This is a genomic window from Polyangium sp. 6x1 (genome assembly GCF_029946515.1).
Taxonomy (GTDB): Bacteria; Myxococcota_A; Polyangia; order Polyangiales; family Polyangiaceae; genus Polyangium.
In genome coordinates this window covers 516,160-539,715 of record NZ_JARZHH010000001.1, presented here as the reverse complement: position 1 = coordinate 539,715, position 23,556 = coordinate 516,160, and the positions used below count along the sequence as shown (strand labels likewise).

The window sequence follows — 23,556 nt, the reverse complement described above, 5'->3', positions numbered from 1 at the left end:
ACCGGCTTGATACGCTGAATGCCATGGAATCCATGCAATCGCATGCTGGAATCATCATGGATCTCACGTGGGGATGCTTTTATGCCGGCGCTCTCAACGCCGTCATGCAGCTCCGAATCGCCGACCGGCTCGTGTCGGGCCCGAAGACGGCGGAGGAGCTCGCGGCCGAGGCGAACGCCCATTCCTCGTCGCTTTACCGCGTCCTCCGCGTGCTCGCGTCGAAGGGCGTTTTCGCCGAGGACGCCGAGGGGCGATTCCACCTCACGCCGGCGGCCGATCTCCTTCGCACCGATGTGCCTTTCTCCCTGCAAGGCGCAGTGCAGCTCGGGACGCTCCTGCCGACGATGGAGGCCGCGCTCCATATCCCGCATACCGTGAAGACAGGCGAGTGCGCGTTCGATGCTCGTCACGGTGTCGGGTTTTTCGAATACATGAGCAACCATCCGTCGATCGGCGAGGTCTTCGACAAGGCGATGGCCGGCGTCTCGGACGCGGACAACCGGGCAATCGCCGAGGCCTACGATTTCGGCGCTGCCTCACGCGTCGTGGACGTGGGCGGGGGCCTCGGCGGGTTGCTCGTCGAGGTGCTTCGAAAATATCCGTCGGTGCGCGGCGTGCTTTACGATCGATCCGAGGTCGTCGGGCAGCCGGGGCGTATCGCGGCGGCGGGGCTCGACGAGCGCATCGATCGCGTGGCTGGCGACTTTTTCACCTCCGTGCCGGGCGGCGCGGACGTCTACGTGCTGAAGCGAATCATGCACGATTGGGCAGACGAGACGTGCGTGAACATTTTGAAGCATTGCCGGCGCGCGATGGCCGCCGGAGGGCGCGTGCTCGTCGTCGACGCGCTCGTGCCTCCGGGGAACACGGAGCACCCGAGCAAGGCGCTCGATCTCTGCATGCTGACCGTCATGCCCGGCCGCGAACGCACCGAGGTCGAGTTCACGGCCCTTTTCCATGCCGCCGGGCTGAAAATCGCCCGCGTGATCCCGACCGCGAACTCCATCGCCATCCTGGAGGGCGTCGTGGCCTGATCGCGCGCTTGTGCGTCGACGCACCGGCCATGGGACCTTGGTCTCATGGCCGACCCGTAGGGGGCGGGATACAACCGGGGTCACGGAGCCCGAGCGCTCCGGATCTCATGAATGATACGAAACGCCTTTCACGTAGCTTCACTCCAATTGGTTTTGCGAGCGTCCTCCCGTCGCACGGCAGCCGGGCCGAGGAGGAGGGCGCCCCGCGCTCGGGAAGGGGCAGCAGCGGCCTCATGAGACGTACGCGGGTCCTCGTCATCGACGACGACGCGAGGTTCGGGGAGAGCGCCGTGCAGAGGCTCGCGGAGATGGGATTCGAGGCGCGATTTCACCGCGGACCCCTGGGTTTCCTCCAGGCGATACGCGACATGCGCTGCGACCTCGTGCTGCTCGACGTGAACATGCCGAAGCTCGACGGTTCGAGCGTGATCCGCATGATCCGCGATTCGATCGGGCTCGGCGAGGTCCGCGTCCTGCTTTGCAGCAACATGGAGGCGAACGTGCTCGCCCGGATGGCGCGAGCCCTGGGCGCCCACGGGGCGGTGCCGAAAGACGTCACCGACGAGGCCTTCGTCGCCGAGCTGCGCGCAGCGCTCCAGAGGCGCTCCTTCGTGTAGGTGTCGTGATCAGCCCGCGCCGCGCTTCGAGCGCGTGGAGGCGCGCAGCACCATGGCCACCGCAGCCGCGACGGCCCCGAAGATCGCTTCGAGGCCATCGCGCGAGCTCGACGTCGTGCAGCTCGCGCAGCCGCCCTTCGGGGGCAACGTCGGCAAAGGCGCTTCCGTGACCGGGCCGCTCGGCAGCTTTGCTCCCTCGGAATCGAGGACGCCCTCCGAGGAATCGAGGAGCGTCGCGAGCTCGACGCCGCGCGGGGCAAACGCGGTATTGGTGGCGACCTGCGTCGCGCCGTTGCCCGCGATCTGTTTGATCGGTCCACCCCAGATTCCGCGCCGAGGCTCCTTGCATTCGATGGGCCCTTCCCACGGGTGGAGGATGACGTAACGGCCCTGGAAGCTGTTGTTGCCGCTCGACATCGCGCCCGGCTCCATCTTGCCCTCCGGATCGGGGACGCCATTGCCGCCGCGGATCGGCGGTGCGGCGCGAAAAACCAGATCTTCGCCGAGGGCGCTCTTGTCGTACCGGACGTGGAGGCGCGTCAACGTGAAGGCGTTCGCGACCTCGGGCGGCACTTCGCTCTGGCCCTCGTACGCGGGCAGGACGTCGGCGCCGAGGGTCGCGAGGTCGGCGACGTCGAGCGGCGGCTCGGGGCAGGGATCGCAGGAGCCCGCGTCCCAGGCGTACTCCGTGACCACGGACCGCGGGTGCTTTTCGAGGACCTTGTCGAAGAGCGTCGCGTAAAACGAGCCGAAGCTCTGCTTGACAGGCTCCTTGACCCGGATGTTCGTGGGAATGGCGTAGTTCTCGTAATTCGCGACCTCGTAGCGCGAGCGGGCGAGGACGTGGACGATGAGGTCCTGCGTGCCGGCCGAGTTGATGAGGCCGAGGCGCACGGGCAGGTTGAAGGTCTCGCTGTCGTAATGGAACCGGAGCGGCGAGAGTTGCGCCATGCCATTCTCGAAGCGGATCTTCTTCGCGTCGACCTTGGCCACGAAGAACTTGCTTCCGGCGGTCACGTACGGGCGCAGGTAGGGCTCCGCGCCCGCGGGGATCTTGTACTTCTGGCCGCGCAGGAACGTATCGAGCCCGAGCGAGTCCTGGGCGCTCAGGATGAGGACGTTGTATTCGCCGACGCTGAAGCGCGCCTCGATCTTCACGCCGTGGCGCTCCGCCTCTTCTTCCGCGCCCCCCACGTCTTCCGTGGGCTTGAGCGCATATTCGACCGTGGACTCCAGGTCGCGGCTCGGCATGTAACAAGGATCCTGCTCCCAGTATTCGACGAGCCGCGGCGCCGCGAGCCGATCGACGCGGCCGAAGACCTCGGCGGGCAGGGTCTTCACGTTCTCCTTGGCGAGGACGACCGGCACCGGGACGACCATCGCGAAATCCTCGGGCGGGCCCTGGTAGTTGTTTTGCATCGAGAGCACCGTGCGGGTGCCGTCGCGCATGAGGACGACCAGGGTGGCGTTATTGTACAGCTTCGAATCGGCCCCGCTCACGTAGAAGCCACAGAAGGCATCTGCGGGAGCCGGCGAGGCGAGGGCGGCGAGCGCAAGGAGAGCGCAGGGCAGGGCGGCGCGCATGGTTTTTCCTCCCGGAGGTCGTGTCGTTTCAGAGCTACCGGAATCGCGTCGCGATGTCCACCTCGCCGCGATCTTGCATTCGCAAAGCGCGGCGGGATCGAGCTTGCTGCCCTGGTGCAGCGCGACGAGAACGAGACGCGTATCGACAGCGGCCCGCTCGTGCCCGCGCCGGCGATGTATGCAGCGCCGGTGGATACGACCCCGCTGCCCGCAGGCTCGAGCTCTGCATCTCCGTCGACGACCGACACGAATGCATCCGGGCCGCCGTCCGCGCCGCCGCAGGGCGGGTGCGCGGGGTGCCGCGTGGGCGAGTCGGGCGACGCGCCCGGGCCCGTGGAGGCTGGGTTTGTCGTGGCAATGGGGTTCGTCGCGCTGCGGCTCTTCCGGCGGCGAACGGGGCGCTAGACTTTATCCGCGCAGGCGCTCGCCGAAGAAGGCGAGCACGCGGTCGAGCGCCTGGCGCGTGGGGTGACCGACCTCGTCGACGAGGTCGTTCGTCACGACCGAGTGGGCGCGCCGCGGGAGGCCCCAGCGGTTGCCCGGGCCCGAGTCGATCTCGATGGATTCGAGTGCGGGGCCGAGCGCCTTGCGCAGGGACACGAAGCGCTCACCCGGGCAAAGAGCGTCGTGCGTGAATCGCATGGCGAGGACCTGCGCGCCGGACGCGCAGCGCTCCTTCACGGCGGCGAGATCGCTCTCCGAGATGTGCATGCCCGCGCGGCGAGCGGTGCCGATTCCGAACGGGAGCGAGGGCTGGCTGAGGACGGGCGCCGCGACCACCGGATCGACCATGAGCGCGAGCGCGAAATTGCCGGTGATGCACATGCCGATCGCGCCGACGCCCTTGCCCCCGAGCTCGGCGTGCACGTGATGGCAGAGCGCGCGCAGCCAATCGACGAGGGGGCTCGATTCGTTCGCCGCGAGGACGGCGAACTCGCGCGAGATGCACGCGCGCGCGAGCTCGGAGATGGCGTAGGGGAAGGAGAGCGGTTTGCCCGGCGTCCCGAAGAGCTGCGGCATGAAGACGGTGAATCCATCGGCGGCGACGCGCTCGGCGAAACGAATGACCGTGGGCGTGATGCCGGGCATCTCGCTCATGACGACGACGCCGGGCCCGCTGCCGCGGCGATAGACGTCCTTGGTGGCGCCGTCGTGGGTGAAGGATTCGCGCGAAAAACCGTCGAGCTCGATGGGCATGGCCGCGCATGCTAGCGCGGATCCTCCCGTCAATAAAGAGCGTCGACCGCCTTCTGGTGGACCTCTTTGCGCTTGCGAACGACGGAGGGGGCCTCCGCGGGCATGGGCGTGGACATGGTGTCGTCCGAGAATTCGTAGCCATACTCCCCCGAGGAGGGAGATGGAGTCGGGGCGGGGCGATCGGCCTCCGGCATGTCCTTGGCGACCGAGGTCATGTTCGCCGCGAGCTTGTCGAGCTCGGCGCTCGGCGTGCGCTTCGATTGCGCGAGCGCCGCCGTGGCGCCTTTTTCGAGCAGCCCCCGCGCGCGCACGTACGAGCCCTGCTTGCCGAGCTCCAGCGCCTGGAGCGTCGTCGCGGACGCCTCGGCGAGCGCGGCCGAGAGGTCGACCGCAGGGTTTTTCGTCTTCGCGACCTCGCCCTCGTCGAGCGTCGTGCGCGCGCCAAAGTAGAGCCTGCGTTCGAGGCGGCCGGCCTGCACGAGCGCGTCGTCGAACGTGAGCACCGCGTCGAGCAGCTCGATCGGCACGCCCGCCTTCCGAGGCGTCACCGTCATGCGGACGACGACGTCGCGGCTGTCGCCGCGCACGATGTCGCCGAGCGGCACGTAGGCGGCGCCGGCCGGGGAGATCATTTGCGTGCCAACGATCGCGTCGATGCGCACGCCAGGGCCGGGGGTCAGCGTGACGGAGGCCTGGCGGCCGTAGACCGTGTCGAGGCGATCGAGCTCCTCCCGGAAGAAGCCGGCCAGTTTGTCCGCGTTCTCGATGTAGCGGTATCGCCCGCCGGAGTGCTGCGCGATGTTCCCCATGAGCGTCTCGTCGTAATCGAGCCCGAGCCCGAGCGTGGTGATCGCGACGCCTCGGTCGGTGGCCCGCTTCACGGTGTATTCGAGGTTTCCCGCCTGGTTCGGGATCCCGTCGCCGAGGAGCACGACGCGGTTGACGCCTTGGGGGTTGTAATTCGTGACGACCTCGTCGAGCGCGGTCTGGAGGCCGCCCGCCATTTCGGTCGTGCCGCGCGCCTCCATGGCCGCGATGCGCTGGCGCGCCTCCTCGCGGACCTCGTCGTCGAGCTCGGTCGAAGGGATGAGGACCTCGGCCTTCGAATGAAACACGACGACCGCGAGCCGGTCGCCGTCCTTGAGCGAGTCGATCACCTGAAGGCTCGCGCGGCGCGCGGCCACGATTCCCTCGCCCTCCATCGAGCCCGAGGTGTCGATGGCGAGCGCGACGTTCACGGGGCCGCGTTCACGCGCGGGGCGCGCGGCCGTGGAGATGCGGAGCACGGCGTACACCGTGCTGTCCCCGTTCGCGAGGAGCATGGGCGATCCGAGGAGCGCTTCCACGCGGACCGCGTTCGGATCCCGCGCGCCGGACGGCGACGCTGCGGGGCCGCAGCCGAGGACGAAGAGGGCGATGGCGACGAGGAGGAGGGGGATCGACGTACGAAACGCGAGATCTCTCATGACGGCTCCAGAGCCCGGCTAAGACGCGCGAAGGGCCTGGAGGATTTGGCGGGAGGGAAAAACGTGCTGCGGATGCGCGAGCTCGGACCTCGTGGCGGGATTCGGGTAGGCTTTTGCCATGGTCTCCACCGTTCATTGCCCGAACTGTGGCGCGCCCGCGCAGGAAGGCAGCGCTTCTTGTTTTTATTGCCGCGCCGTTCTTGCCTGGCCCGGCGCGCCCGGCGGAGCCGCGCAGGCGAGCGGGCCCGGCGGGCTGCCGGCCGGGGTCGTCGAGGCGCTGCGCGCCGGCAACAAGTTCGAGGCGATCCGGCTCTACCGAGAAGCGCGAAAATCCTCGCTCCTCGACGCGAAAAATGCCGTGGAGGCCCTGGAAAAGCAGCTCGGCCTCGCTTGAGCTCCGCTGCTGCGGGCCCCGATCCTCGAACAGGCTTGCTCGAACGGACGGCATCCGTTATAGTGGATGGCGCCACGCTTTGTTGGAGGGTCGTGCGATGAACCAGCGCAGCGCTCGTGTAATCGATCTCGACGAGGTGCGAAGGAAACGCGCCGACGAGCAGCGCCAGAAGGCCCAGCCCGTGCCCGTCATGCTCGTCTGGGTGCCCGTCTGGTTCTGGGTGCCCGTCTGGCCCGCGATGTGAACGGGGAGCGGCCCGCCGCGCGGGTCACTTCGCCGGCATCGTGCTGGGCAGGCTGGGCAGACACATCATCATCGGCATCCCGCCGCACATCATCATCATGGGCATGCCGGCGGACATCATGCGCGCCATGGCCTCGCAGCGCTCCTTCATCATGTCCATGGAGGTGCCTTCGCCCGGGGTCAATTTGCAGGTGATTCCGTCCTTGGTCATTTCATAGGTCATACGACACATCATGGGCATCATGCCCATGCCCATCATGCTGGGCATCATGCCCATCATGGGCATCATGTTCATCATGCCGGGCATCATGCCCATGCCCATCATGCCGGGCATCATGCCGGGCATCATGCCCATCATGCCGGGCATCATGCCGGGCATCATGCCGGGCATTCCGGTCATGCCGGGCATCATGTTCATCATGGGCATTCCGTGCATGGGCGAGCCCATCATGGGCATCGACGAGGGCATCATGGGCATCGGCATGTTCATGGCGGGCATTGCGTTCGTCATGGCTCGGTCTCCTTTTCCGTCGTTCTCTGGCTCATACCCGGCCCACGCGCGAATCGCAATGCGGGAAATCCCGCTTTTTTGCGGTGCGCCCGGAACGGATTGAAATTCTCTTTTCGCTCCGTCCCGGTTGCGCGTAGCATGCCTGCCCATGCTTCGATACGCTCCACGCCCGGTTCTCGCCTCTTCCCTCTTCCTGCTGTTCGTCGGTAGCGCCGGCGCCGCCCGCGCCGCGGATACGTCGACGCTCGGCAACCTCACGCTCCGGCCCACGATTCACGCCGTGGGCGTCACGGCCGCGCTGACGGGGGACGACGACGGCGACGCCGCCGTGAAGCTCGCGTTCCGCAAGGCCGGCGACGCGAGCTTCACGCCCGGCCATCCGCTCCTCCGCACGCCCGGCGGGCGCCGCGGCAGCGCGCTCTTCCTGGAACCCGCGACCGAATACGAGGTGCGGGTTACGCTCGACGATCCCGACAACGGCGGACCCGAGGAGGTGATGGGGACGATCCGCACGCGCGACGACGCGCCTCCGCCGAAGGGGAGCAAGCAGCTTTACGTGGACGTGAAGAATGGCTCGGATGGAAACGACGGCTCGCAAGCCTCGCCGTTCAAGAGCATCGGCGCCGCGGCGGCCGCGGCCGGGCCGGGGACGGTCGTGCACGTCGCGGCCGGGGTCTATCGCGAGACCGTGACGGTCGAGGGCAACCACGGCGGCGCCGCGGGAAACCCGGTCTGGTTCGTCGCCGAGCCGGGCGCGATCGTCGACGGATCCGACCCGGCGCTGGAGGACGGGGCGGCCTTTCAATCGGAAGGCAATGGGATCTACTCGGCGCCGTTCTCCGGGGCGTCGCAGTATGTCGCCGTCGACGATACGCGCCTCTACGACTACGGTTCGCTCGCGGACCTGCAATCGGCCGCCGCGGGGCTCGCCGGCGGTTTCTACGTCGACGCCGCCGCAGGCAGGATTTACTTGAAGCTCCCCGACGGCGGATCGCCGGCCGGGCATGCGATTCACGTGGCCATCCGCAACGTCGGCATTCTTCTCGACACCGTCACCGACGTCGTGATCGAGGGCTTCGAGATCCGGTATCTCGGCGCCGACGCCGAGGGGGCGGGCATCGACGTGCGCGACACGGCGCGCGCGTGGGTCCGGAAAAACGACATTCACCACATGAACGCCGGCGTCCGCGTGCGCAGGCCCCTCGCGGCGGAGAACGTCATCGAGGACAACGTCGTCCGCGATACGAGCATCTGGTCGTGGCCCTGGGGCTCCGTCAAAACCCATACCCCCGAGGCGAGCGCCATCAGCATCACGGGCGGCGCCGCGAACGTCGTCCGGAGAAACCAGCTCTCCGGGACGTTCAATGGGGTCTACGTGGGGGATTTCGATGATTCTTCGGAGACGATCGCCCCGGATACGGACGTATACGAGAACGTGCTCGCGGAGCACGGCGACGACGGGCTCGAGCCCGAGGGCGCCTGTGTGAACGTGCGCTTCTGGAACAACCACATGCGCGGGGTGCTGAACGGCGTCTCGCTCGCGCCGATCGCGGTCGGCCCGCTGTTCGTGGTGCGGAACGTGATCGATGGTTTCAAGGAGCACGCGCTCAAGGTGAACAACGGCTCGCAGGGATTCATGCTCGTGTACCACACGACGAGCCGGCCGGCCGCGGGGCTCTCGGAAGCGCAGGCGATCGCCCCGACGATTCCCTTCGCGAATCTGATCACGCGGAACAACATCTGGACCTCGCACCGCTACGTCATCGAGAGCAGCATCACGCCGAGCGGGCCCGTGGACCTCGACTGGGACGATCTCTACACGGACATCCTCGACGGGACGCCGCGGTTCGTGAAATGGCTCGACGTGAAATACGCGAACATCGCGGAGCTCGCGGCCTCGGGCACGATCGAGAGCCACGGTTTCGAGGTCGAGCCGAAGTACGAGGACGCGGAGGGCGGCGATTTCACGCCGGTGGAGGGGAGCGGGCTCGTCGACGTCGGCGTGGTGATCGAGGGCATCAACGATCGATTCGTGGTCGGCGCGGCGCCCGATCTCGGCGCGTTCGAGCGAGGAGGCGTGGGTCCGCTTCCGGACGGCGGATTGCCCGACGGCGGCTCCGGGGCCTCGTCGAGCAGCGCGGGTGGCGACGGCGCCGGTGGCAATGGCGGAGGCGGCAATGGCGCGGGCGGCGGGGCCGAGGACGGTTGTGGTTGCCGCCTCGGGGACGGAGCCGCGCCGGGGCTCGGGTTGTATGCGTTCGCCGCGCTCGCGTGGGGGATCTCGCGTCGAAGGCGCCGAGCCTAGCGCGAAGCGCCGTTCTACCGAGCGTCATCAGAAGCTCATCTTCATTCCCACCGACCCCGGCCCCACGAGGAGCTCGGTGCGCGCGACGAGGTCTTCCCGCACGAGGACCTTTTGCTTGGCGACGATCCCGGCGATCAGCATGGCCGCCCCGCCGGCCTGGATGATGCCGTCGAGCACGAACAGCGGCCTCACGACCTCGGCGTCTCCCCTGAAATTGCCCGCACCGGCGACGATGAACGGGCCAATCACGGGCACGTACAGCGCACCCCAGGGAGCGCTGTTCGACTCGGCCGCCGCGGCGCCGGCCGCCGTGAAGAGATAAAACGTCCCGAAGAGCACGCTGCCCGCGATGACGAGGCCCTTTCGAACGCGCTCCTCGAGCACGTATCCCGGGGGGACGACGCCTCCCTTGTACGGCATGACAGGCTTTAGCTCCTGCGTTTCGACGCCGGCGGGCGGATAACCATACCCGGGAGGAGGCGGCGGATACGGATATCCCGGTTGCCCGTACGGATACGGATAGGGGTACGGGTACGGGGGCTGGCCCGGCTGCACGCCCGGCGGCGGCATGCCAGGCGGGGGCGCCGCTTGCGGCGCGGCGGGCGGAGGGGGCGGAGGGGGCAGCGCCGGCGCCGCCGCGGGCGCCTTCTGCGACTGCGCCGCCGACATGGCCGGCGCGGCGAGCAAACCGACGCCGAGCGAGACGGCGCCGAGGCGCCGCGCGTATTTCCGTTTTTGCCTCGTGAAATGCGAGCTCAAGTCATTCCCTCCCGCCAGGACGTGTGATCCGCGAACCTCGGAGCATCGTATCCCGGGCTTGTCACGGGTCGCAAGCCGAATACGTGCTGCTCGCTCCGGCGGACGCGCCGCGTCACGGCGTCGCGCCGGGTCCGAGCGACGCGCGAATGCGGAGCGATTCTGCCTCGATCTGCGCCGCTTCGACGCCGATCTCCGTGAGGAGCATCTCCGCCAGCCGAACGGCGGCCTCGGCTTCTTCGTAACAAACGGCCGTGGCGCGGTGCGTCTCCAGCGTCTTCCGCTCGCTCATGTAATGGGCGCGGACGAAGATCGGCAGGTCGGGCTGGAGGTTCCGCGCCGCGTCGACCACCGCGGCGCGTGTCTCCGGGTTCGGCGTGGTCACGACGAGGTAATCGGCCGTCTCGATGCCCGCCGCGTGAAGGACCTCGGCCCTGCGCGCGTCGCCATACACGGCGTTGCGGCCGATGTTCGTCAATTCGGTGACGGTGTCGATGCTCAGCTCGACGATGACCGAGCAGACGTTGAATCGGTCGAGGATGTCCACGGCCGTGCGGCCGACGGGGCCGTACCCCACGACGATCGCGCGGACGTCGCATTCGCGGGTCGGCTCTTTCGGGGCCTGCTCCCGGAGCGCTTCCCCACGCGCCTCGGCGCGGCGGTTCAACCCTCGCCAGAGCGTCGGGCGCCCGCGCAGCCATTCTTCGAGCGGATCCATGAGCCGGAACAGCAATGGATTCAGCCCGATCGAGGCGATCGCGCTCGCCACGAGCACGCTGCGCCCCTCGGCCGGGAAGAGGTCGACCTTGTGCGCCGTGTCGGCGAGGATGAACGAGAATTCGCCGATCTGCGCGAGCCCGATCGCCACCGTGAGCGCCGTCCGGACCGAATACCCGAGGACCACGACGACGACGAGCGCGGCGAGGGGTTTGGCGAGGAGGATGATGGCGAGGACCGAGAGGACGAGCCCCGGACGCGCGATGAGCGCGCGAGGGTCGAATTGCATGCCGACGGTGACGAAGAAGAGCACCGCGAAGGCGTCCCGCATCGGGAGGGCGTCCGCGGCGGCCTGGTGGCTGACCTTCGATTGTCCGACGACCATGCCCGCGAGGAACGCGCCGAGGGCCATCGACGCGCCGAAAATGACGGCGGAGCCCGTGGCGACGGCGAGCGCGACCGCGAGGACGGCGAGCGTGAAGAGCTCGGGGCTTCGCGAGCGCGCGACACGCGTGAGGAACCACGGGACGACGCGGGCCCCGACCACGAGCACGATCGCGATGAGCGCGGTGAGCTTCACGAGCCCGATGCCGATGATCCCGACCGCCTGGGCCGCGGAGGCGTGCGCGCCCCGCAGAGACGCGAGCACCGGAACCATGAGGAGAATGACGACCGTGAAGATGTCCTCGACGATGAGCCATCCGACGGCGACGTGGCCGTGGGGCGTTTCGAGCGCGTCGTGATCGGTGAGCATGCGGATCAGGACGACCGTGCTCGCCACGGCCACCGACATCCCGAGCACGAGGCCGGCCGAGGCGGACCAGCCGAACGCGAGCGCGACCGCGGTCCCGAGCACGGTGGCGAAGAGGCTCTGCACGACCGCGCCCGGCACGGCGATGCGCCGGACCTTGAGGAGATCGCCGAGCTGGAAATGCAATCCCACGCCGAACATGAGCAGGACGATGCCCACCTCGGCGAGCTGCCCGGCGAGCTCGAGGTTCGCCACGAATCCGGGCGTCTGCGGGCCGACGACGATGCCCGCGAGGAGGTAGCCGAGGATGGGCGAGGCGCCGAGCCGTCGCGTCACCATGCCGAGCAGGAGCGCCGCGAGGAGCCCGCCCGTCAGCGTGAGGATGAGGTCGTAGGCATGCATTCGTCCAGAGGACGAAGAGCAGGAGGCGGACCCGCGGAAAGGAACCCGACGAGCGAGCATCTTGGGGGCGATTTCGCCCGCTCGCTCGGCGCGTGGATCACGCGATGGCGCGCACCACGCCGCCGTCCACGAGGAGCGCTGCGCCCGTGGTGGCCGACGCGCGAACGCTGCACACGTAGGCGATCATCGCGGCGACCTCGTCCGGCGTGGCGAAGCGCTGGATGATGGAGGTCGGCCGCGCCGTGGCGAAGAACTCGCGCTCGACCGTGGCGGCGTCCACGCCGCGCGCCGCGGCGAGCTGCGTGACGAACGCGCCCACGCCCTCGGACGACGTCGGTCCGGGCAGGACGCTGTTCACGGTCACGCCCGTCCCGCGCAGCGTCTCGGCGAGGCCCTTCGCGACCGCGAGCTGCGCCGTCTTCGTCATGCCGTAATGGACCATCTCCGTCGGGATCTGGATCCCCGACTCGCTCGACACGAACACGATGCGGCCCCAGTTCCGGGCCCGCATGGCGGCCACGTAATGGCGCGAGAGCCGGATGCCGCTGAGCACGTTCGTCTCGAAGAACCGGAGCCAGTCCTCGTCCGGGATCTGTTCGAAAGGTTTGGGCTCAAAGATTCCCATGTTGTTGACGAGCACGTCGACGTCGGGGAGCTTCGCGATGAGCGCCTGGCATCCCGCCGCGGTCGAGAGGTCTGCTGCGACGCCGCTGATCGTCGCGCCGGGGAGCGCGCGCCGGAGCGCGTCCACGGCGCCCTGCACGCGAGCTTCGGTCCGTCCGTTCACCGTGACAACCGCGCCTTCGCTCGCCAGGGCGTGCGCCGTCGCGAGGCCGATGCCCGCGGTCGAGCCGGTCACGAGCGCCCGCTTCCCTGCCAATCCGAGATCCATGTCTTCCTCCTTGTTCGGGCGGATGCTAGCGCGCGCCGCGGCCACGCGCAGCGAGCGCGACGGTTTTGCCGGATCGGAGAGCCGCGCGAGCGAGGGGCCCTGCCTCGGGCGCCCGGCGCGCGGGCGTGAAAAGGGAGCCCGGGAGGGCGCGCACGCCGTTTGCCGGCGTCCCGGCATGGCTACACATCCGAAGCACGGGAGACCCGACGATCCGCTCGCCCGACAGCCGTCCGGCGGGACGCCGGGCGACATGCGCCGCGGCGAGCACACGCCCACGGGCCAGAGCCATTACCACGAGCTCGGCTTGAAGGAGCAAAAGTCACCGCTCGCGCCGCGGACCGGCTCGACCGCGGACGACGCGCCGATGGTCGACAAGAGCGACGCGAGCGCGCACCAGGCCGAGGGGCCGGGAGGAAAAGGGACGGGCGGAGGCGGAGGCGGCGCGTAACGGGTTTGTCTGACCGCGCCAAAAAAAGAGCCCCGGAGAGCAGGGAGGGAGACTGCTCTCCGGGGCCGTATTGATGTTCGCGATTCGCCTGCGGCGCGGGTGGGTCAGTGCGCCGGCGGAGGCGGCGGCGCAGGCGGCACGGGCGCGCTACGCGGCATGGGCATGGCATGCGGTCCCGGCGGCATGGGCGGCATGGGCGGCGCGGGCACGCCATGCAGTCCAGGCGGCGGAGGCGGAGCGGGCGGCGCGGGCGCGCCATGCAGCGCAGGCGGCGCGGGCGGCTCGGGCGGCGCGGCGTGCTTGGCCTTCTTGCGCGCCTTGCGAGCCTTCTTCTGCGCCTTCATGGCCTCTTCCTCGGCCTCGCGCGCCTCTTCGTTCGCGTCCTCGCGGGCTTGCTGCAAAACCTCGCGGGCAGTCTCCATGGCCCGGCGGCGGATCTCGGGCATCTGCTCGCGCACCTCGCGCAGCTGCTCCTCCATCTGCTCGCGCGCCTCTTCGAGCTCCTTGCGCGCCTCCTTGCGGGCCCGCTTGATCTCACGCTCGACGCACTTGCGCGTGTCCTCGTCGCGCACGTTCTTCCGCACGTCGGCGAGGGCTCGCTCGACCTCGGCGTCGAACTGCTCTTGCGAGGGGAAGGAGCGCTCGATCTGGTCGAAGTCGATGTCGACGTTCGGCGCCGGCACGTGGATGTGGATGCGCGGCCCACGCGCGACGGCGACCTCGTTCTCCTCGTCGTCCGCGTCCTGCTCCGCGGCGTCGTCGTCGTCGTCGTCGTTGTCGTTGTCGTCGTTGTCGTTGTCGTTGTCGTTGTCGTTGTCGTCCTCGTCCTCGTCATCCTGATCGACGGGCCCATGACGACCGTTCTGCCTGCGCGCGTGCTCCTCGCCGCGACGTTTTTCCGCCTTGGCGTGGTCCTTGGCCTTTCGCGTGTGCTTCGGCCCCTCGCAGACAGGCTCCTCGTCGTCGTCCGCGTCCTCGTCGTCGTCCTCGTCCGCGAGGGCGGCGGGCGTAGGCCTCGGGCTCGGCGCGGGGCCTTTCTTCGCGGCCGCCGTCGCCGGGGGCAAACCCTTCGCTTCGGCCACGCCGCAGGCGCAAGGCGCGAGCAGCGTGAGCGCGGTCAGGACGAACGCGACGATCGGCGCGGCCCACAGCGGCTTGCGCGGCTCCGCGGTCATGCCTTCGCCCCGTACGAGGCGCTCGACGCGCTGCCGGAGCTCGCTCGTCCCCGCCGCCATCGTCGGCACGGGCAGGCCCGTCATCGGCCGGTGCATCCAGCGCGCCACCTTCGTCAGGCACTCCGCGAGGTCGAGCGGACGCGCCGTGCGCCGCGCGGCCCAATCGTCCGCGAGCAGCTCCGCGCTCGCCGCGAGGCGATGCGCCGCCAGCCAGTTCAGCGGCTGGAAGAAGAACACGCGGCAAAACACGCTCGTCGCCAGCCGATAGAGCGGATCACGCCGCGCCACGTGGCCGAGCTCGTGCGCGAGCACGCTCTCCTGGGCGTCCGGGCCGAGCTCCTTGGTTACACGTTCGGGCAGACAGATTTCGGGATGACGAATACCGAGAGCCATGGGAACGTTCACTTTCTCGGACGCGCTGAGCAAGGGCGCCCGCATGCAAATGGGCTCGCGCGCGGCGAGCGTGGCGAGGACGTCGCCGAGCGGCCCGCCTTCGAGCCTTCGCCGACCTTCGAGGCGCTTGCGCAGGGCCATCCAGGCGCGCCCGAGCGATCCGAGCAAGAAGAGCGCGCCGAGCGCCCACCCGGCCACGAAGACGTGGGACCACGAAAGGAAGGACGCGCGCGCGGGTTTTGCGGGCAGCGTCGCTTTCGCGAAGGGCCGGACGATCGTGGCGTTCGTCGAGGTCACGACGACGTGCGTCGCGGGGCCCATGTCCGTCGCCACGACAATCTCGGTTGCGCGGGGCATTTCGCGCTCGATCACGCGGGCCGTGGGCGCGGGCTCCGCGAGTGAAATGGTCCCGCCGACGGGCCGGAGCGACGCCGCCGTCTGCACGGTGGCCGTGACGAGCCCGCCGACGAGGGCGACGCGCCACGCGAGCTCCTGCCAATCGGGGCGATTCCGCGACAAACGATCGACCAGCCACGCGCCCCCGAGAAGGACCGTGCTGTGTATCAGGTACGTGACCAACCATCCCACGAAGGTGTTCATCGCTTCCCTTCCTTCTTGGCCGCGGCGATCATTCGTTCGAGCTCCGACAGCTCGTCGGGGCGTATCTCGTGGCGCGCGATCAGGTGCGATACGAGCGCCACGGGATCTCCCCGGAAGAGGCGCTCGGTCAGGTCGGAGACCATGCCTCGCGTGACCTGATCCTCGCTCACCGTGGGCCGATAAATGAATTTCCGGCCCTCCGCGCGGTGCGCCACGACGCCCTTCTCCTCCATCTTCTTCAGCATGGTGGCGATGGTCGTGGGCGCGAGACCACGCTCCGATAACAAGGCCTGGTGCACGTCCGTGACGGTGGCCTCGCCAATCTCCCAGAGCACTCGCATGATCGCGAGCTGCAAATCACCGAGGTGCGTGAGCCTCTGCCCCCCCTCGGCTTCGTCCTCGAATCCGTCCTTGCCCTTGTCTTTGTTCGACACGTGCTCCTCGTTGACTACTACCTGGGTAATACTACCCGGGTAGTTGATGGAGGGCAAGGAAGATCCTCCAAACCTGGAACGTCGGGATCCTGCTTGCGGGTCGTCAGCCGATGCGCCGCACGACCGCGCGCGTGCCCGGCGCGTCTCCCGCGAGGACGGCGTTTCGGGTCGACGTGCCGCGGTAGGGGCCGCCGTCCTGCGGACGCGCCTCCATCGGGAGCGTGCGCGAGACGCCGTGGATCGAGAATGCATGCGTGTCGCGCACCTCGGCGCGGATCACGCAGAGCACCTCGACGGTTTGTCCGGACGATATCTGCACGAATTGCCCTTCTTCGCGGCGCGATCGGTCCACCTCCATCTCGCGCAAGAGGGCGCGCATGCGCGGGCCGACGCGCGAGAGGAAGCCGGAGACGCTCACGCGCGAGGGGCGGTCGACGACGAGGGGCGAGAGATCGAACGAGAGCACGACGGGCGGGCCTTCGTCGGGGATGACGGCGAACTCGATCGCCTCGCACGCGTGGAGCGCCGGGGGTTTGTCGAGCCAGATGGCGCGGAGCACGGCGCCGTCGGGCGGGACGTCGGGCCCGAGCGGCACCACGCGGCCGCGCACACGGCGGACCTGACCGAGGGCCGCGCCGCGAGGTTCGAGGGGGAGCACGTCGGAGGAGCCCGCGAAGAGGCCTGGAGCGTCGCCGCCGTCGCCGTCGAAGGGTGGCGCGAGCTTGCGGGCGGCGCTCGCCGGTTCGCCCGAGAAGACGCCGAACATGCGCTCGAAGAGGCCGCGCTTTTCGAGGTACGTCGCTTCGAGCACGCGGCCCTGAGCCGCGACGTCCGCTTCGGCGCGGAGGTCTCGCTCGACGAGCGCGTCGCCCTCGACGAGCTGCACGTACGCGTGCCGGAAATCACGAGGCCACCCATCGGTCCCTGCTTTCGTGGGCGCGCGGCGCGCGGCCTCTCGGCGGCGACGTCGTGACGACGAGGACATGGCCTCTATCTTCGCACGGGTCCCGGCGCGTCGCCCCGGTTCCGCTATCCTGCGGCCGCCCATGGCCCTGACCGCGACCATCTACCACCTGCACGTGAACCTCTCCGACGTGGATCGGGGGGTCTACGAGACCCTCGATCTCCGCCTCGCGCGCCACCCGTCGGAGAGCATGCGTTATTTGCTGACGCGTACGATCGCGTACTGCCTCAGCTACGAGGAGGGCATTGTGTTCAGCAAGGAAGGCCTCTCCTCCACGGAAGAGCCGCCCGTGCTGATTCGTGATCCCACGGGGCTGCTCGTCGCCTGGATCGATGTCGGATCCCCCTCGGCCGAGCGCCTGCACAAGGCCGCCAAGGCCGCGCGCCGCGTCACGCTCTTCACGCACGCGTCGCTCGCGCAGCTCCAGCGCGAAGCATCGTCGCGCGCCATTCACAAGGTCGAGTCGATCGAGGTTTGGCGAATGGAACCGACGTTCCTCGACGCCCTCGAAGCCAAGGTCGATCGGAATACGAAGCTCGACCTGCTCCGGGACGACGAACAGCTTTACGTCACCATCGGCGATGACGTGGTCTCCGGGACGATCACGCGCGGGTCTCTCGTCGAAAGGTGACGAGGCCGCGATGTCGGCTCACTTCACACAATCGCAGCAAAGGCCGTCGGCCACGCTGGAGAGCGCCTTGTCGAGGCCGGCGGCGTCGCTCGCTTGCAAGTAGAGCACGTCCCCGTTCGGGTCCTTGGCGACGAAACCGCCGGGCCCCTCCTGGCAGCCCGCCGGGAATCCCTTGGCCGTCTGCCCCGCGCACGCCATGTCGTTGAGGAACGCGGCGCCGACGCCGCCCGGCTGAATGGCGCCCTCCGCGGAGAAGCCGACGACGAACGTGCGGATCCCCGACGCCGCGAGCTGCTGCACGATGGGCAGCGGGGTCGGATCGGGGCAGGACTGGTCCCAGTCCGCGCCGTCGGTCACGAGCACGACGTATTGGTCGCGGCCGGGCGTGACGCTCTTCAAGAGATGGTCCGTCGCCGTGAAGAGCGCCTGGCCCGTGGGCGTGCTGATGCAGAGGTGGGTGGTGGCCGGATCGAGGTATTGCTGGATGGCGGCGCCGCTCCCGAGGGCGGGCGCCACGACGATCTCGCCGTCCTGGCAGAATGGATTCGTCGCCTGCTTCGAATCCGTGACCCGCTCGGCGAGCGTGATGCACGTGCCGCCGCCCGGGTCCCTCGGCCAGAGCTCGAGCCCGTACCGCGCGTGCGTGTCGCGGGGCGGGGCGACCATCTTCTCGATCGCGGTGACCGCCTGGTACCATTTGCTGCTCGCATACTCGGGCCCGTCCGTGGGCGTCTCGCCGTTCGGGGTCTTGTGCATCGTGAGCGTGCGGTCGAGGGCGATGAGGATTTCGGGCGGATCACACGTGTCGCCGCAATTGCAGCAGAGCTTTCCGCCGATCGATTTCAGCGCGAGGGCGAGCTCGGTCGCGTTGCCGGCCTTGAGGTAGAGCGGCGCGCCCGTGGGGTCGGTGGATACGAAGTTCCCATTGCCGTCGTCGGTGCAGGAAGCCGGGAACCCCTTCGCGGTGCCGCCGGCGCAGGCCATGTTGTTGAGGAACTCGGCGCCGACGCCGCCGGGCTGGATGTCGCCGGTCGCGGAGAAGCCGACGACGTACGTCTTGATGCCCTTTTTCATGAGGGCCTGCGCGATCGGCAACGGATTCGGCTCGGGGCAGGACTGGTCCCAGTCCGCGCCGTCGGTCACGAGCACGACGTATTGCTCGCGCCCGGGGACCGCGATTCCCTGCAGGTGCTGCTCGGCCGTGAGCAGCGCATTGCCGGTGGGCGTGGTCGTGCAGAGCGTCGTCGTGGCCGGATCGAGGAGCGCTTGAATGGCCGCGCCTTGATCGAGGCCCGGGGTGATCAGGACCTCGCCCTCCTGGCAGGTGGGGTTCGTCGCCTGCTTCGTATCGAGCACGCGCTCGGCGAGCGTGATGCAGGCGCCGCCGCCCGGGTCCTTGGGCCAGAGCTCGACGCCGAACCGAATGCCCTTGTCGAGCGGGGGCGCGACGAGCTGCTCGACGGCGGTGATCGCCTGGAACCATTTCGAGCTCTTGTAATCGGGCCCGTCGCTCGGTGTCCCGCCTTCCGGGGTCTTGTGCATCGTCAGGGTCCTATCGAGGACGACGAGGACGTCGGGCGGATCGCAGACGTCCGGCCCGCCGCCGCCGGAGCCGCCGGCGGCGATGAACCCGCCGACGCCGGGGTCGGCGCCCGTGCCGCCGGAGCCGCCCGAGGCGGTGGCGTTCGAGGAGGCGCTGCCGGACGAGGTGCCGCCATTGCCGCCACACGAAGCGGCGAGGGAAATGGCGAGGAGAGGGAGAGCGAGGGAGCCAAGAAGGATGCGGGAGAGCATGGCAAAGGCTACCTCGGTCCCCGGGGATTCGACCACCCCTCCTTTTTTCGTGCGCCCCCTTGACCCTCACGTCGCGTGAGGGCCTAGAGTCCCGTTCGTGGCTGCTGGAGAGCACAAGGACAAGGGCGCGAAGAAGCGCACGTGGAAGGTGGGAGAGCTGGCGAAGGCCACGGGGACGTCCATCCGGACGCTCCACTGGTACGACGAGATTGGGCTGCTCTCGCCGTCCGACCATTCACGGGCGGGGTATCGGCTTTACGGGGAGGAGGACGTGGCCCGGCTTCAGCAGATTTTATCGTTGCGGCAGCTCGGCCTGTCGCTCGACGAGATCCGGGACCTGCTCGCGCGGCCCGACGTCTCGCCGCTCTCCATCGTCCGCATGCACATCACGCGTTTGCAAGAGCAGATGGAGCTCACCCGGAAGCTCCTCGGCCGCCTGGAGGCGCTCGCCTCCTGGTTCGCCAAGAGCGAGCGCGTATCGGCCGACGAACTTTTGAAGACGATCGAGGTGATGAACATGTTCGAGAAATACTACACGAAGGAGCAGCTCGCGGAGCTCGAGGCGCGACGACAGGCATTCGGCGAGGAGGCGATGCAGGCCGTGCAAGCGGAATGGCCTGCGCTGATCGCGAAGGTCCGCGCGGAGATGGAGAAGGGCACGCCGCCCGAGGATCCGGCCGTGCAGGCGCTCGCAGGGCGCTGGAGGGAGCTCGTCGAGATGTTCACCGGGGGAAACCCCGGGATCCGTCAGTCGCTCGAAAACCTCTACAAGAATGAGCCCGGCCTCGCGGCGCAGCAGGGCCACGACCCGGCGCTCGCCGATTACGTGAGCCGGGCGCAGGCCGCGCGAAAGGGAGGCTCGAGCGCATAATGAACCTCGGGGTGTGGTCGCGTGATCACTCGCGCGATCACACCCCGAGGGAAGGTCGCTTCGCGATCCGCGCTCAATGGTTTTTTCCGAGGTGGAGCCCCGGCAGCCCGTCGAGGCTCGTCAGGTTCTTTTTCTCCATGTACTCGCGCATTCCTTCCGGGCCCTTGCGATCGGCCCAATCCGCGAGCTGCGTGCGTTCCCCGACGAACTCGTACAGGGGCACACCATAACCACACGACGTCGAGATCCGCGTCGCCTCGATGCGCACGATCGCCCGTTCGCCCCCGCGCGGCGGGCCGAAGGGCTCGCGCAGGGCGGGGAAGTGCGGATGGTCGGGCTCGAAGGCCTCGGCGCGGCCGTGGATCCGCAGAATGCGCGGCGGGCCATCGAATGCGCAGAAGAGCAGCACGATGCGCCCGTTCTCGCGGGCGTGGGCGATCGTCTCGACGCCGCTCCCCACGAAATCCAGGTACCCGAGCGTGCGCGGGCCGAGCACGCGCAAGGTATCGTGACCTTTGGGCGAGAGGTTCACGAAGCCGTCCCCGGCGAGCGGCGCCGTGGCGACGAAAAAGACGTGTTGTCGCTGGATGAACTCGATGAGATCGTCCTCGAGGCTGTCGTAGAGTTTTCCCACGACGGACGAGGGTAGCAGACTCCGCCCGCTCCATGGTACGCAGGGGCGATGGATCCCTCCGAGGACTGGCTCCGCCGCTGGCACGATCGTCGTGCCGGGGCCACGTCGCGCGCGTTCTTGCGCGCAAAACCTTCGACCTACGAATGGCTCGCCGGGCACGCGCAGCCGGGCGATCGGGTGCTCGATCTCGCGTGCGGGGACGGCGCGCTCCTCGCGCTGATCCGCGAGCGGGGCGCCCTCGGCGCCGTGGGGATCGATATGAGCGAGGGCGAGCTTTCCGCGGCGCGCGAGCGGCTCGGGCCGGAGGCGAACCTCGTCCGGGGGCGGGCGCAGGCGCTGCCCTTCGAGGATGCTTCGTTCGACCTCGTCACGTGTCACCTCGCGCTGATGTTGATGCGCCCTGTCGAGGAGGCCCTCGCCGAGGTTCGCCGCGTCTTGCGGCCCGGCGGCACCTTCGCGGCCATCGTGGGCGGCGGCATGGTGGGGCCGGCCGAGGATGCATGGTCCCGGATGGTGCAGCGGATCCGCGAGGAGCCCTTCGACGGGCCGTCGATCGGCGACCGGCGAGCCTTCAGCGAAGAAGGGCTCCGGGAGCTGCTCCAGCCCTTCGCGAACGTGCGGATCGAGTCCCTTTTCGTCGATCTCGCGGGCACGCCGGAACAGGTCCTCGCCGCGTTCCGGGAGACCTACGACGCCGATCGCATCGCGCCTGCGCGCCTCGCTGCGATCGAAGAGGCCTTGCTCGCGGATTGGCAGGCCCTCCTGCGGCCGGACGGAATGCTGCCCTGCTCGCTGGGGACGAGGTGGATCACAGCCACGACGGAGGCTCCTCGATAGCCGCGATCCTTGCGCCCGCGTGAATACTCGGGCAGCCTCTCGCAACGCACGGTTCGTCCCTTGAGCCCCACCGCACGCAGCCGGATTCCGCTCTCGCTGCTCGCCGCGCTCGTCCTGCACGCGGCGGGGCTCCTGCTCGTGCGCGTCGTTCCGCCCCGCCCCCTCGAACTGTCGACGATCGCGAATGCCTTCGAGCGGTCCCCCGAGCTCTGGATCGAGCTCCGCCCGGTCGAGCCCGCCTCGTCCGTGGAGCCCCCGCGCGGCGCCCTCGAAACGCCCCCGGCCCCCGAGTTCGCGCCCCGCGTGACGGCCCTGCCGCAACGCACGACGTCGGGGGAAGAGCCCGAGCCCATACCGTCGGCGCCGAATGCGGTGCTTCCCCCGAGCCCCGCGTCGCCATCGGCCGGTTCTTCCGATTACGACAGACCTCCGGACGAACCCCCGCGCGCCGGCGCCCTTCCTGCGCTCGCCGGTCCGCCGATCTGGGCGGTTCCGGGCGCCATGCCCCGCGAGGCCGCCCCGACGCCCGCGCCCATTCGACCGACGGCCCAGGCCGTCGCCGCCGGCAGCGTCGAGCAGGCGAGGTTCCCCGCGGCCGGGACGCTTGCATCGGCCGTCACGGAGCAGGTCCGGTCTTCGAGCACGCCCCCCGATTCCATGGGCACGTTCCTCCTCACGCTCGACGCGCGCGGGCAAATTGCTTCCGTCGACGTGATCGCGGCCAAGGGCGGCGATCGCAAAGAATGGGAGCGAATTGCCCGCGCGGTGAAAGAGCAACTGGCCGGCCGCGTGTTTCCGATGCCGCACGCGTTCGCCGGCGGCGGTCGCGTGTTCGTGGGCGTGAAGAGCCAGCTCGTCTTGCCCACCGGCACGAAGGAGAGCGTCTCGAACCCGAAGCCCGCCCTGATCGGCGGTGGCAAGGGCATCATCACGCTCCCCGGCGTGCATGACGATCGATTGACGGCCCCCATGACGAGCACGGACTTGCCCGCGGACGCCGTCATGATCGGCTTCAAATTCGATTTCGATGTCACGAGCATCGGGGCGAAGCGGCGGCGTGTCGTGCACACGCAGGTCCACGCCGAGCCTGTCGGCGCAGCTCTGCCGCCCAGCGCCTCGCCTTGAAGGCGATGTTCAGGGGGTGGGCGTGCCGAGGTTCAGGAAGGTAATCAGCTTCAGCGTACGGCGCTTGATCTTCCAGGCGCCATTGACGCGGATGACCTCGTCCTCGTAGGTGCCATTGGCCACGTCGATCGTGCCGTCGGAGAGCACGTGCGTCGCGTGCAGGTACGACGTCATCGTGGCCTCGTCCTCGTCGTTCACGTTGATGTTGAAGCTGCCCATGAGGTGCTGGGTCGCCGTGTAGCCGCTCGTGGTGAACACGCCGGAGACGAAGTCGGCCCAGTCGTTCGCGCCGGTCGAGGTCGAGCTCGGCGGGCCATTGAAGGGCGTCCCCGGGAAATAGACCGCGAGCTCCGCATCGCTCGTGAAGCAACCAGCGTAGATATCCTTGCCGGCCTGCAGATCGCCGCGCCCGATCGCGTCGGTCCCGAGCGCGTAGCAGACTGGAAGCTTGGCGATTTCGAGCTCCGCCGAGAGCTTCCACCCGTTCGGCGTGGGGGAGATGAATCCTGCGAACAGCGTCACGGCCGCGGCGGCGGTCGCCACCGTGAGAGCCACCTTCGCGCGCTGCGACATCGATGCGAACGAGGTCTTGGTCATATGGGCCTCCTTCATGGACGTATGCCCCGATTGTTCCAGATAACCCCGCTTCCATGCGCGACACAAGAGCCATCGTGCGAGAGCAGGCTTTCGTTTCGCTTGTGCGTCAAACGGCTGGCGTTTTCTGTAAGACGCACGGCGCAAATCCAGACCACGAGCCGAACGCCTGGATTGACAACGGTTC

General features: G+C 68.8%; 25 protein-coding genes. 12 read left to right on the top strand and 13 right to left on the bottom strand.

What is annotated here, in order from left to right:
* The first annotated feature begins 32 nt into the window (after positions 1-32).
* Positions 33-1,034 (top strand): methyltransferase, encoded by a 1,002-nt coding sequence (locus QHF85_RS02120; protein ID WP_281325322.1) that lies wholly within the window; start codon positions 33-35, stop codon positions 1,032-1,034.
* 233 nt (positions 1,035-1,267) lie between these two features.
* Complete coding sequence (locus QHF85_RS02115) at positions 1,268-1,651, top strand: response regulator (RefSeq protein ID WP_281325321.1); 384 nt, start codon at positions 1,268-1,270, stop codon at positions 1,649-1,651.
* Between the two features lie 9 nt (positions 1,652-1,660).
* On the opposite strand, the gene QHF85_RS02110 is transcribed toward QHF85_RS02115, so the two are convergent.
* Positions 1,661-3,235 (bottom strand): DUF2330 domain-containing protein, encoded by a 1,575-nt coding sequence (locus QHF85_RS02110; protein ID WP_281325320.1) that lies wholly within the window; start codon positions 3,233-3,235, stop codon positions 1,661-1,663.
* 114 nt (positions 3,236-3,349) lie between these two features.
* On the opposite strand from QHF85_RS02110, the gene QHF85_RS02105 reads away from it, so the two are divergent.
* Positions 3,350-3,640: a hypothetical protein gene (locus QHF85_RS02105; protein WP_281325319.1), complete on the top strand. Its 291-nt coding sequence runs from the start codon at positions 3,350-3,352 to the stop codon at positions 3,638-3,640.
* Positions 3,641-3,643: 3 nt separating this feature from the next.
* Here QHF85_RS02105 and QHF85_RS02100 read toward each other — a convergent pair whose 3' ends face one another.
* Both QHF85_RS02100 and QHF85_RS02095 read right to left on the bottom strand, forming a co-directional pair.
* Entirely contained in the window at positions 3,644-4,432 is a 789-nt protein-coding gene (locus QHF85_RS02100) for a dienelactone hydrolase family protein (RefSeq protein WP_281325318.1), read from the bottom strand.
* A gap of 29 nt (positions 4,433-4,461) precedes the next feature.
* Positions 4,462-5,898, bottom strand: a complete 1,437-nt coding sequence (locus QHF85_RS02095; protein ID WP_281325317.1) for a VWA domain-containing protein — start codon at positions 5,896-5,898, stop codon at positions 4,462-4,464.
* Between the two features lie 118 nt (positions 5,899-6,016).
* Between QHF85_RS02095 and QHF85_RS02090 the strand changes: the two genes are divergently transcribed.
* Together QHF85_RS02090 and QHF85_RS02085 are read left to right on the top strand one after the other, a co-directional pair.
* Positions 6,017-6,292, top strand: coding sequence for a zinc ribbon domain-containing protein (locus tag QHF85_RS02090; RefSeq protein WP_281325316.1), 276 nt, complete (start codon positions 6,017-6,019; stop codon positions 6,290-6,292).
* Positions 6,293-6,389: 97 nt separating this feature from the next.
* Positions 6,390-6,536 carry a hypothetical protein gene (locus QHF85_RS02085; RefSeq protein WP_281325315.1) on the top strand — a complete coding sequence of 49 codons (147 nt, stop codon included), beginning with the start codon at positions 6,390-6,392 and terminating at the stop codon, positions 6,534-6,536.
* 24 nt (positions 6,537-6,560) lie between these two features.
* Here the strand turns inward: QHF85_RS02085 and QHF85_RS02080 are convergent, their stop codons facing one another.
* Complete coding sequence (locus QHF85_RS02080) at positions 6,561-6,926, bottom strand: hypothetical protein (RefSeq protein WP_348652711.1); 366 nt, start codon at positions 6,924-6,926, stop codon at positions 6,561-6,563.
* On the opposite strand from QHF85_RS02080, the gene QHF85_RS02075 reads away from it, so the two are divergent.
* Positions 6,814-7,149 (top strand): hypothetical protein, encoded by a 336-nt coding sequence (locus tag QHF85_RS02075; RefSeq protein WP_281325313.1) that lies wholly within the window; start codon positions 6,814-6,816, stop codon positions 7,147-7,149. The two genes, QHF85_RS02080 and QHF85_RS02075, sit on opposite strands and share 113 nt — an antisense overlap.
* Positions 7,150-7,194: 45 nt before the next feature.
* Entirely contained in the window at positions 7,195-9,351 is a 2,157-nt protein-coding gene (locus tag QHF85_RS02070; RefSeq protein ID WP_281325312.1) for a right-handed parallel beta-helix repeat-containing protein, read from the top strand.
* A 27-nt stretch (positions 9,352-9,378) separates the two neighbouring features.
* On the opposite strand, the gene QHF85_RS02065 is transcribed toward QHF85_RS02070, so the two are convergent.
* From QHF85_RS02065 to QHF85_RS02055, 3 genes are all read right to left on the bottom strand, one after another.
* Positions 9,379-10,110: a hypothetical protein gene (locus QHF85_RS02065; protein ID WP_281325311.1), complete on the bottom strand. Its 732-nt coding sequence runs from the start codon at positions 10,108-10,110 to the stop codon at positions 9,379-9,381.
* 112 nt (positions 10,111-10,222) lie between these two features.
* Positions 10,223-11,977, bottom strand: coding sequence for a cation:proton antiporter (locus QHF85_RS02060; protein WP_281325310.1), 1,755 nt, complete (start codon positions 11,975-11,977; stop codon positions 10,223-10,225).
* 97 nt (positions 11,978-12,074) lie between these two features.
* Positions 12,075-12,869, bottom strand: coding sequence for an SDR family NAD(P)-dependent oxidoreductase (locus QHF85_RS02055; protein WP_281325309.1), 795 nt, complete (start codon positions 12,867-12,869; stop codon positions 12,075-12,077).
* Between the two features lie 175 nt (positions 12,870-13,044).
* Between QHF85_RS02055 and QHF85_RS02050 the strand changes: the two genes are divergently transcribed.
* Positions 13,045-13,317 carry a hypothetical protein gene (locus tag QHF85_RS02050; RefSeq protein ID WP_281325308.1) on the top strand — a complete coding sequence of 91 codons (273 nt, stop codon included), beginning with the start codon at positions 13,045-13,047 and terminating at the stop codon, positions 13,315-13,317.
* Positions 13,318-13,421: 104 nt separating this feature from the next.
* Here QHF85_RS02050 and QHF85_RS02045 read toward each other — a convergent pair whose 3' ends face one another.
* The 3 genes from QHF85_RS02045 to QHF85_RS02035 form a co-directional block, all read right to left on the bottom strand.
* The gene (locus QHF85_RS02045; protein WP_281325307.1) at positions 13,422-15,485 is read right to left on the bottom strand and encodes a M56 family metallopeptidase; all 2,064 of its coding nucleotides are present in this window, start codon (positions 15,483-15,485) and stop codon (positions 13,422-13,424) included.
* Entirely contained in the window at positions 15,482-15,919 is a 438-nt protein-coding gene (locus QHF85_RS02040; RefSeq protein WP_281325306.1) for a BlaI/MecI/CopY family transcriptional regulator, read from the bottom strand. Before QHF85_RS02040 ends, QHF85_RS02045 begins: the two co-directional genes overlap by 4 nt.
* A 103-nt stretch (positions 15,920-16,022) precedes the next feature.
* Positions 16,023-16,904: a hypothetical protein gene (locus tag QHF85_RS02035; protein WP_281325305.1), complete on the bottom strand. Its 882-nt coding sequence runs from the start codon at positions 16,902-16,904 to the stop codon at positions 16,023-16,025.
* A gap of 61 nt (positions 16,905-16,965) precedes the next feature.
* Between QHF85_RS02035 and QHF85_RS02030 the strand changes: the two genes are divergently transcribed.
* Complete coding sequence (locus tag QHF85_RS02030) at positions 16,966-17,514, top strand: YaeQ family protein (protein ID WP_281325304.1); 549 nt, start codon at positions 16,966-16,968, stop codon at positions 17,512-17,514.
* An 18-nt stretch (positions 17,515-17,532) separates the two neighbouring features.
* On the opposite strand, the gene QHF85_RS02025 is transcribed toward QHF85_RS02030, so the two are convergent.
* Entirely contained in the window at positions 17,533-19,308 is a 1,776-nt protein-coding gene (locus QHF85_RS02025) for a vWA domain-containing protein (protein ID WP_281325303.1), read from the bottom strand.
* 97 nt (positions 19,309-19,405) lie between these two features.
* Here QHF85_RS02025 and QHF85_RS02020 point away from each other — a divergent pair, with 97 nt between their 5' ends.
* A complete protein-coding gene (locus QHF85_RS02020) occupies positions 19,406-20,179 on the top strand; it encodes a MerR family transcriptional regulator (protein WP_281325302.1) in 774 nt (257 codons plus the stop codon).
* Positions 20,180-20,252: 73 nt separating this feature from the next.
* Here QHF85_RS02020 and QHF85_RS02015 read toward each other — a convergent pair whose 3' ends face one another.
* On the bottom strand, positions 20,253-20,813 hold the full coding sequence (locus tag QHF85_RS02015) for a pyridoxamine 5'-phosphate oxidase family protein (RefSeq protein WP_281325301.1): 561 nt from the start codon (positions 20,811-20,813) through the stop codon (positions 20,253-20,255).
* A gap of 48 nt (positions 20,814-20,861) precedes the next feature.
* Here QHF85_RS02015 and QHF85_RS02010 point away from each other — a divergent pair, with 48 nt between their 5' ends.
* Both QHF85_RS02010 and QHF85_RS02005 read left to right on the top strand, forming a co-directional pair.
* The gene (locus QHF85_RS02010) at positions 20,862-21,650 is read left to right on the top strand and encodes a class I SAM-dependent methyltransferase (protein WP_281325300.1); all 789 of its coding nucleotides are present in this window, start codon (positions 20,862-20,864) and stop codon (positions 21,648-21,650) included.
* A 60-nt stretch (positions 21,651-21,710) separates the two neighbouring features.
* A complete protein-coding gene (locus QHF85_RS02005) occupies positions 21,711-22,775 on the top strand; it encodes a hypothetical protein (protein ID WP_281325299.1) in 1,065 nt (354 codons plus the stop codon).
* A gap of 9 nt (positions 22,776-22,784) precedes the next feature.
* Here the strand turns inward: QHF85_RS02005 and QHF85_RS02000 are convergent, their stop codons facing one another.
* Positions 22,785-23,372 (bottom strand): nuclear transport factor 2 family protein, encoded by a 588-nt coding sequence (locus QHF85_RS02000; RefSeq protein WP_281325298.1) that lies wholly within the window; start codon positions 23,370-23,372, stop codon positions 22,785-22,787.
* Between the last annotated feature and the right edge of the window lie 184 nt (positions 23,373-23,556).

What these genes read in the sequence shown, in the direction of transcription:
- QHF85_RS02120 (WP_281325322.1), top strand. Translation starts at nt 33, where the DNA reads ATGCAATCGCATGCTGGAATCATCATGGATCTCACGTGGGGATGCTTT.
- QHF85_RS02115 (WP_281325321.1), top strand. Translation starts at nt 1,268, where the DNA reads ATGAGACGTACGCGGGTCCTCGTCATCGACGACGACGCGAGGTTCGGG.
- QHF85_RS02110 (WP_281325320.1), bottom strand. Translation starts at nt 3,235, where the DNA reads ATGCGCGCCGCCCTGCCCTGCGCTCTCCTTGCGCTCGCCGCCCTCGCC.
- QHF85_RS02100 (WP_281325318.1), bottom strand. Translation starts at nt 4,432, where the DNA reads ATGCCCATCGAGCTCGACGGTTTTTCGCGCGAATCCTTCACCCACGAC.
- QHF85_RS02095 (WP_281325317.1), bottom strand. Translation starts at nt 5,898, where the DNA reads ATGAGAGATCTCGCGTTTCGTACGTCGATCCCCCTCCTCCTCGTCGCC.
- QHF85_RS02090 (WP_281325316.1), top strand. Translation starts at nt 6,017, where the DNA reads ATGGTCTCCACCGTTCATTGCCCGAACTGTGGCGCGCCCGCGCAGGAA.
- QHF85_RS02085 (WP_281325315.1), top strand. Translation starts at nt 6,390, where the DNA reads ATGAACCAGCGCAGCGCTCGTGTAATCGATCTCGACGAGGTGCGAAGG.
- QHF85_RS02075 (WP_281325313.1), top strand. Translation starts at nt 6,814, where the DNA reads ATGGGCATCATGTTCATCATGCCGGGCATCATGCCCATGCCCATCATG.
- QHF85_RS02080 (WP_348652711.1), bottom strand. Translation starts at nt 6,926, where the DNA reads ATGCCCGGCATGATGCCCGGCATGATGCCCGGCATGATGGGCATGATG.
- QHF85_RS02070 (WP_281325312.1), top strand. Translation starts at nt 7,195, where the DNA reads ATGCTTCGATACGCTCCACGCCCGGTTCTCGCCTCTTCCCTCTTCCTG.
- QHF85_RS02060 (WP_281325310.1), bottom strand. Translation starts at nt 11,977, where the DNA reads ATGCATGCCTACGACCTCATCCTCACGCTGACGGGCGGGCTCCTCGCG.
- QHF85_RS02055 (WP_281325309.1), bottom strand. Translation starts at nt 12,869, where the DNA reads ATGGATCTCGGATTGGCAGGGAAGCGGGCGCTCGTGACCGGCTCGACC.
- QHF85_RS02050 (WP_281325308.1), top strand. Translation starts at nt 13,045, where the DNA reads ATGGCTACACATCCGAAGCACGGGAGACCCGACGATCCGCTCGCCCGA.
- QHF85_RS02045 (WP_281325307.1), bottom strand. Translation starts at nt 15,485, where the DNA reads ATGAACACCTTCGTGGGATGGTTGGTCACGTACCTGATACACAGCACG.
- QHF85_RS02035 (WP_281325305.1), bottom strand. Translation starts at nt 16,904, where the DNA reads ATGTCCTCGTCGTCACGACGTCGCCGCCGAGAGGCCGCGCGCCGCGCG.
- QHF85_RS02030 (WP_281325304.1), top strand. Translation starts at nt 16,966, where the DNA reads ATGGCCCTGACCGCGACCATCTACCACCTGCACGTGAACCTCTCCGAC.
- QHF85_RS02025 (WP_281325303.1), bottom strand. Translation starts at nt 19,308, where the DNA reads ATGCTCTCCCGCATCCTTCTTGGCTCCCTCGCTCTCCCTCTCCTCGCC.
- QHF85_RS02010 (WP_281325300.1), top strand. Translation starts at nt 20,862, where the DNA reads ATGGATCCCTCCGAGGACTGGCTCCGCCGCTGGCACGATCGTCGTGCC.
- QHF85_RS02000 (WP_281325298.1), bottom strand. Translation starts at nt 23,372, where the DNA reads ATGACCAAGACCTCGTTCGCATCGATGTCGCAGCGCGCGAAGGTGGCT.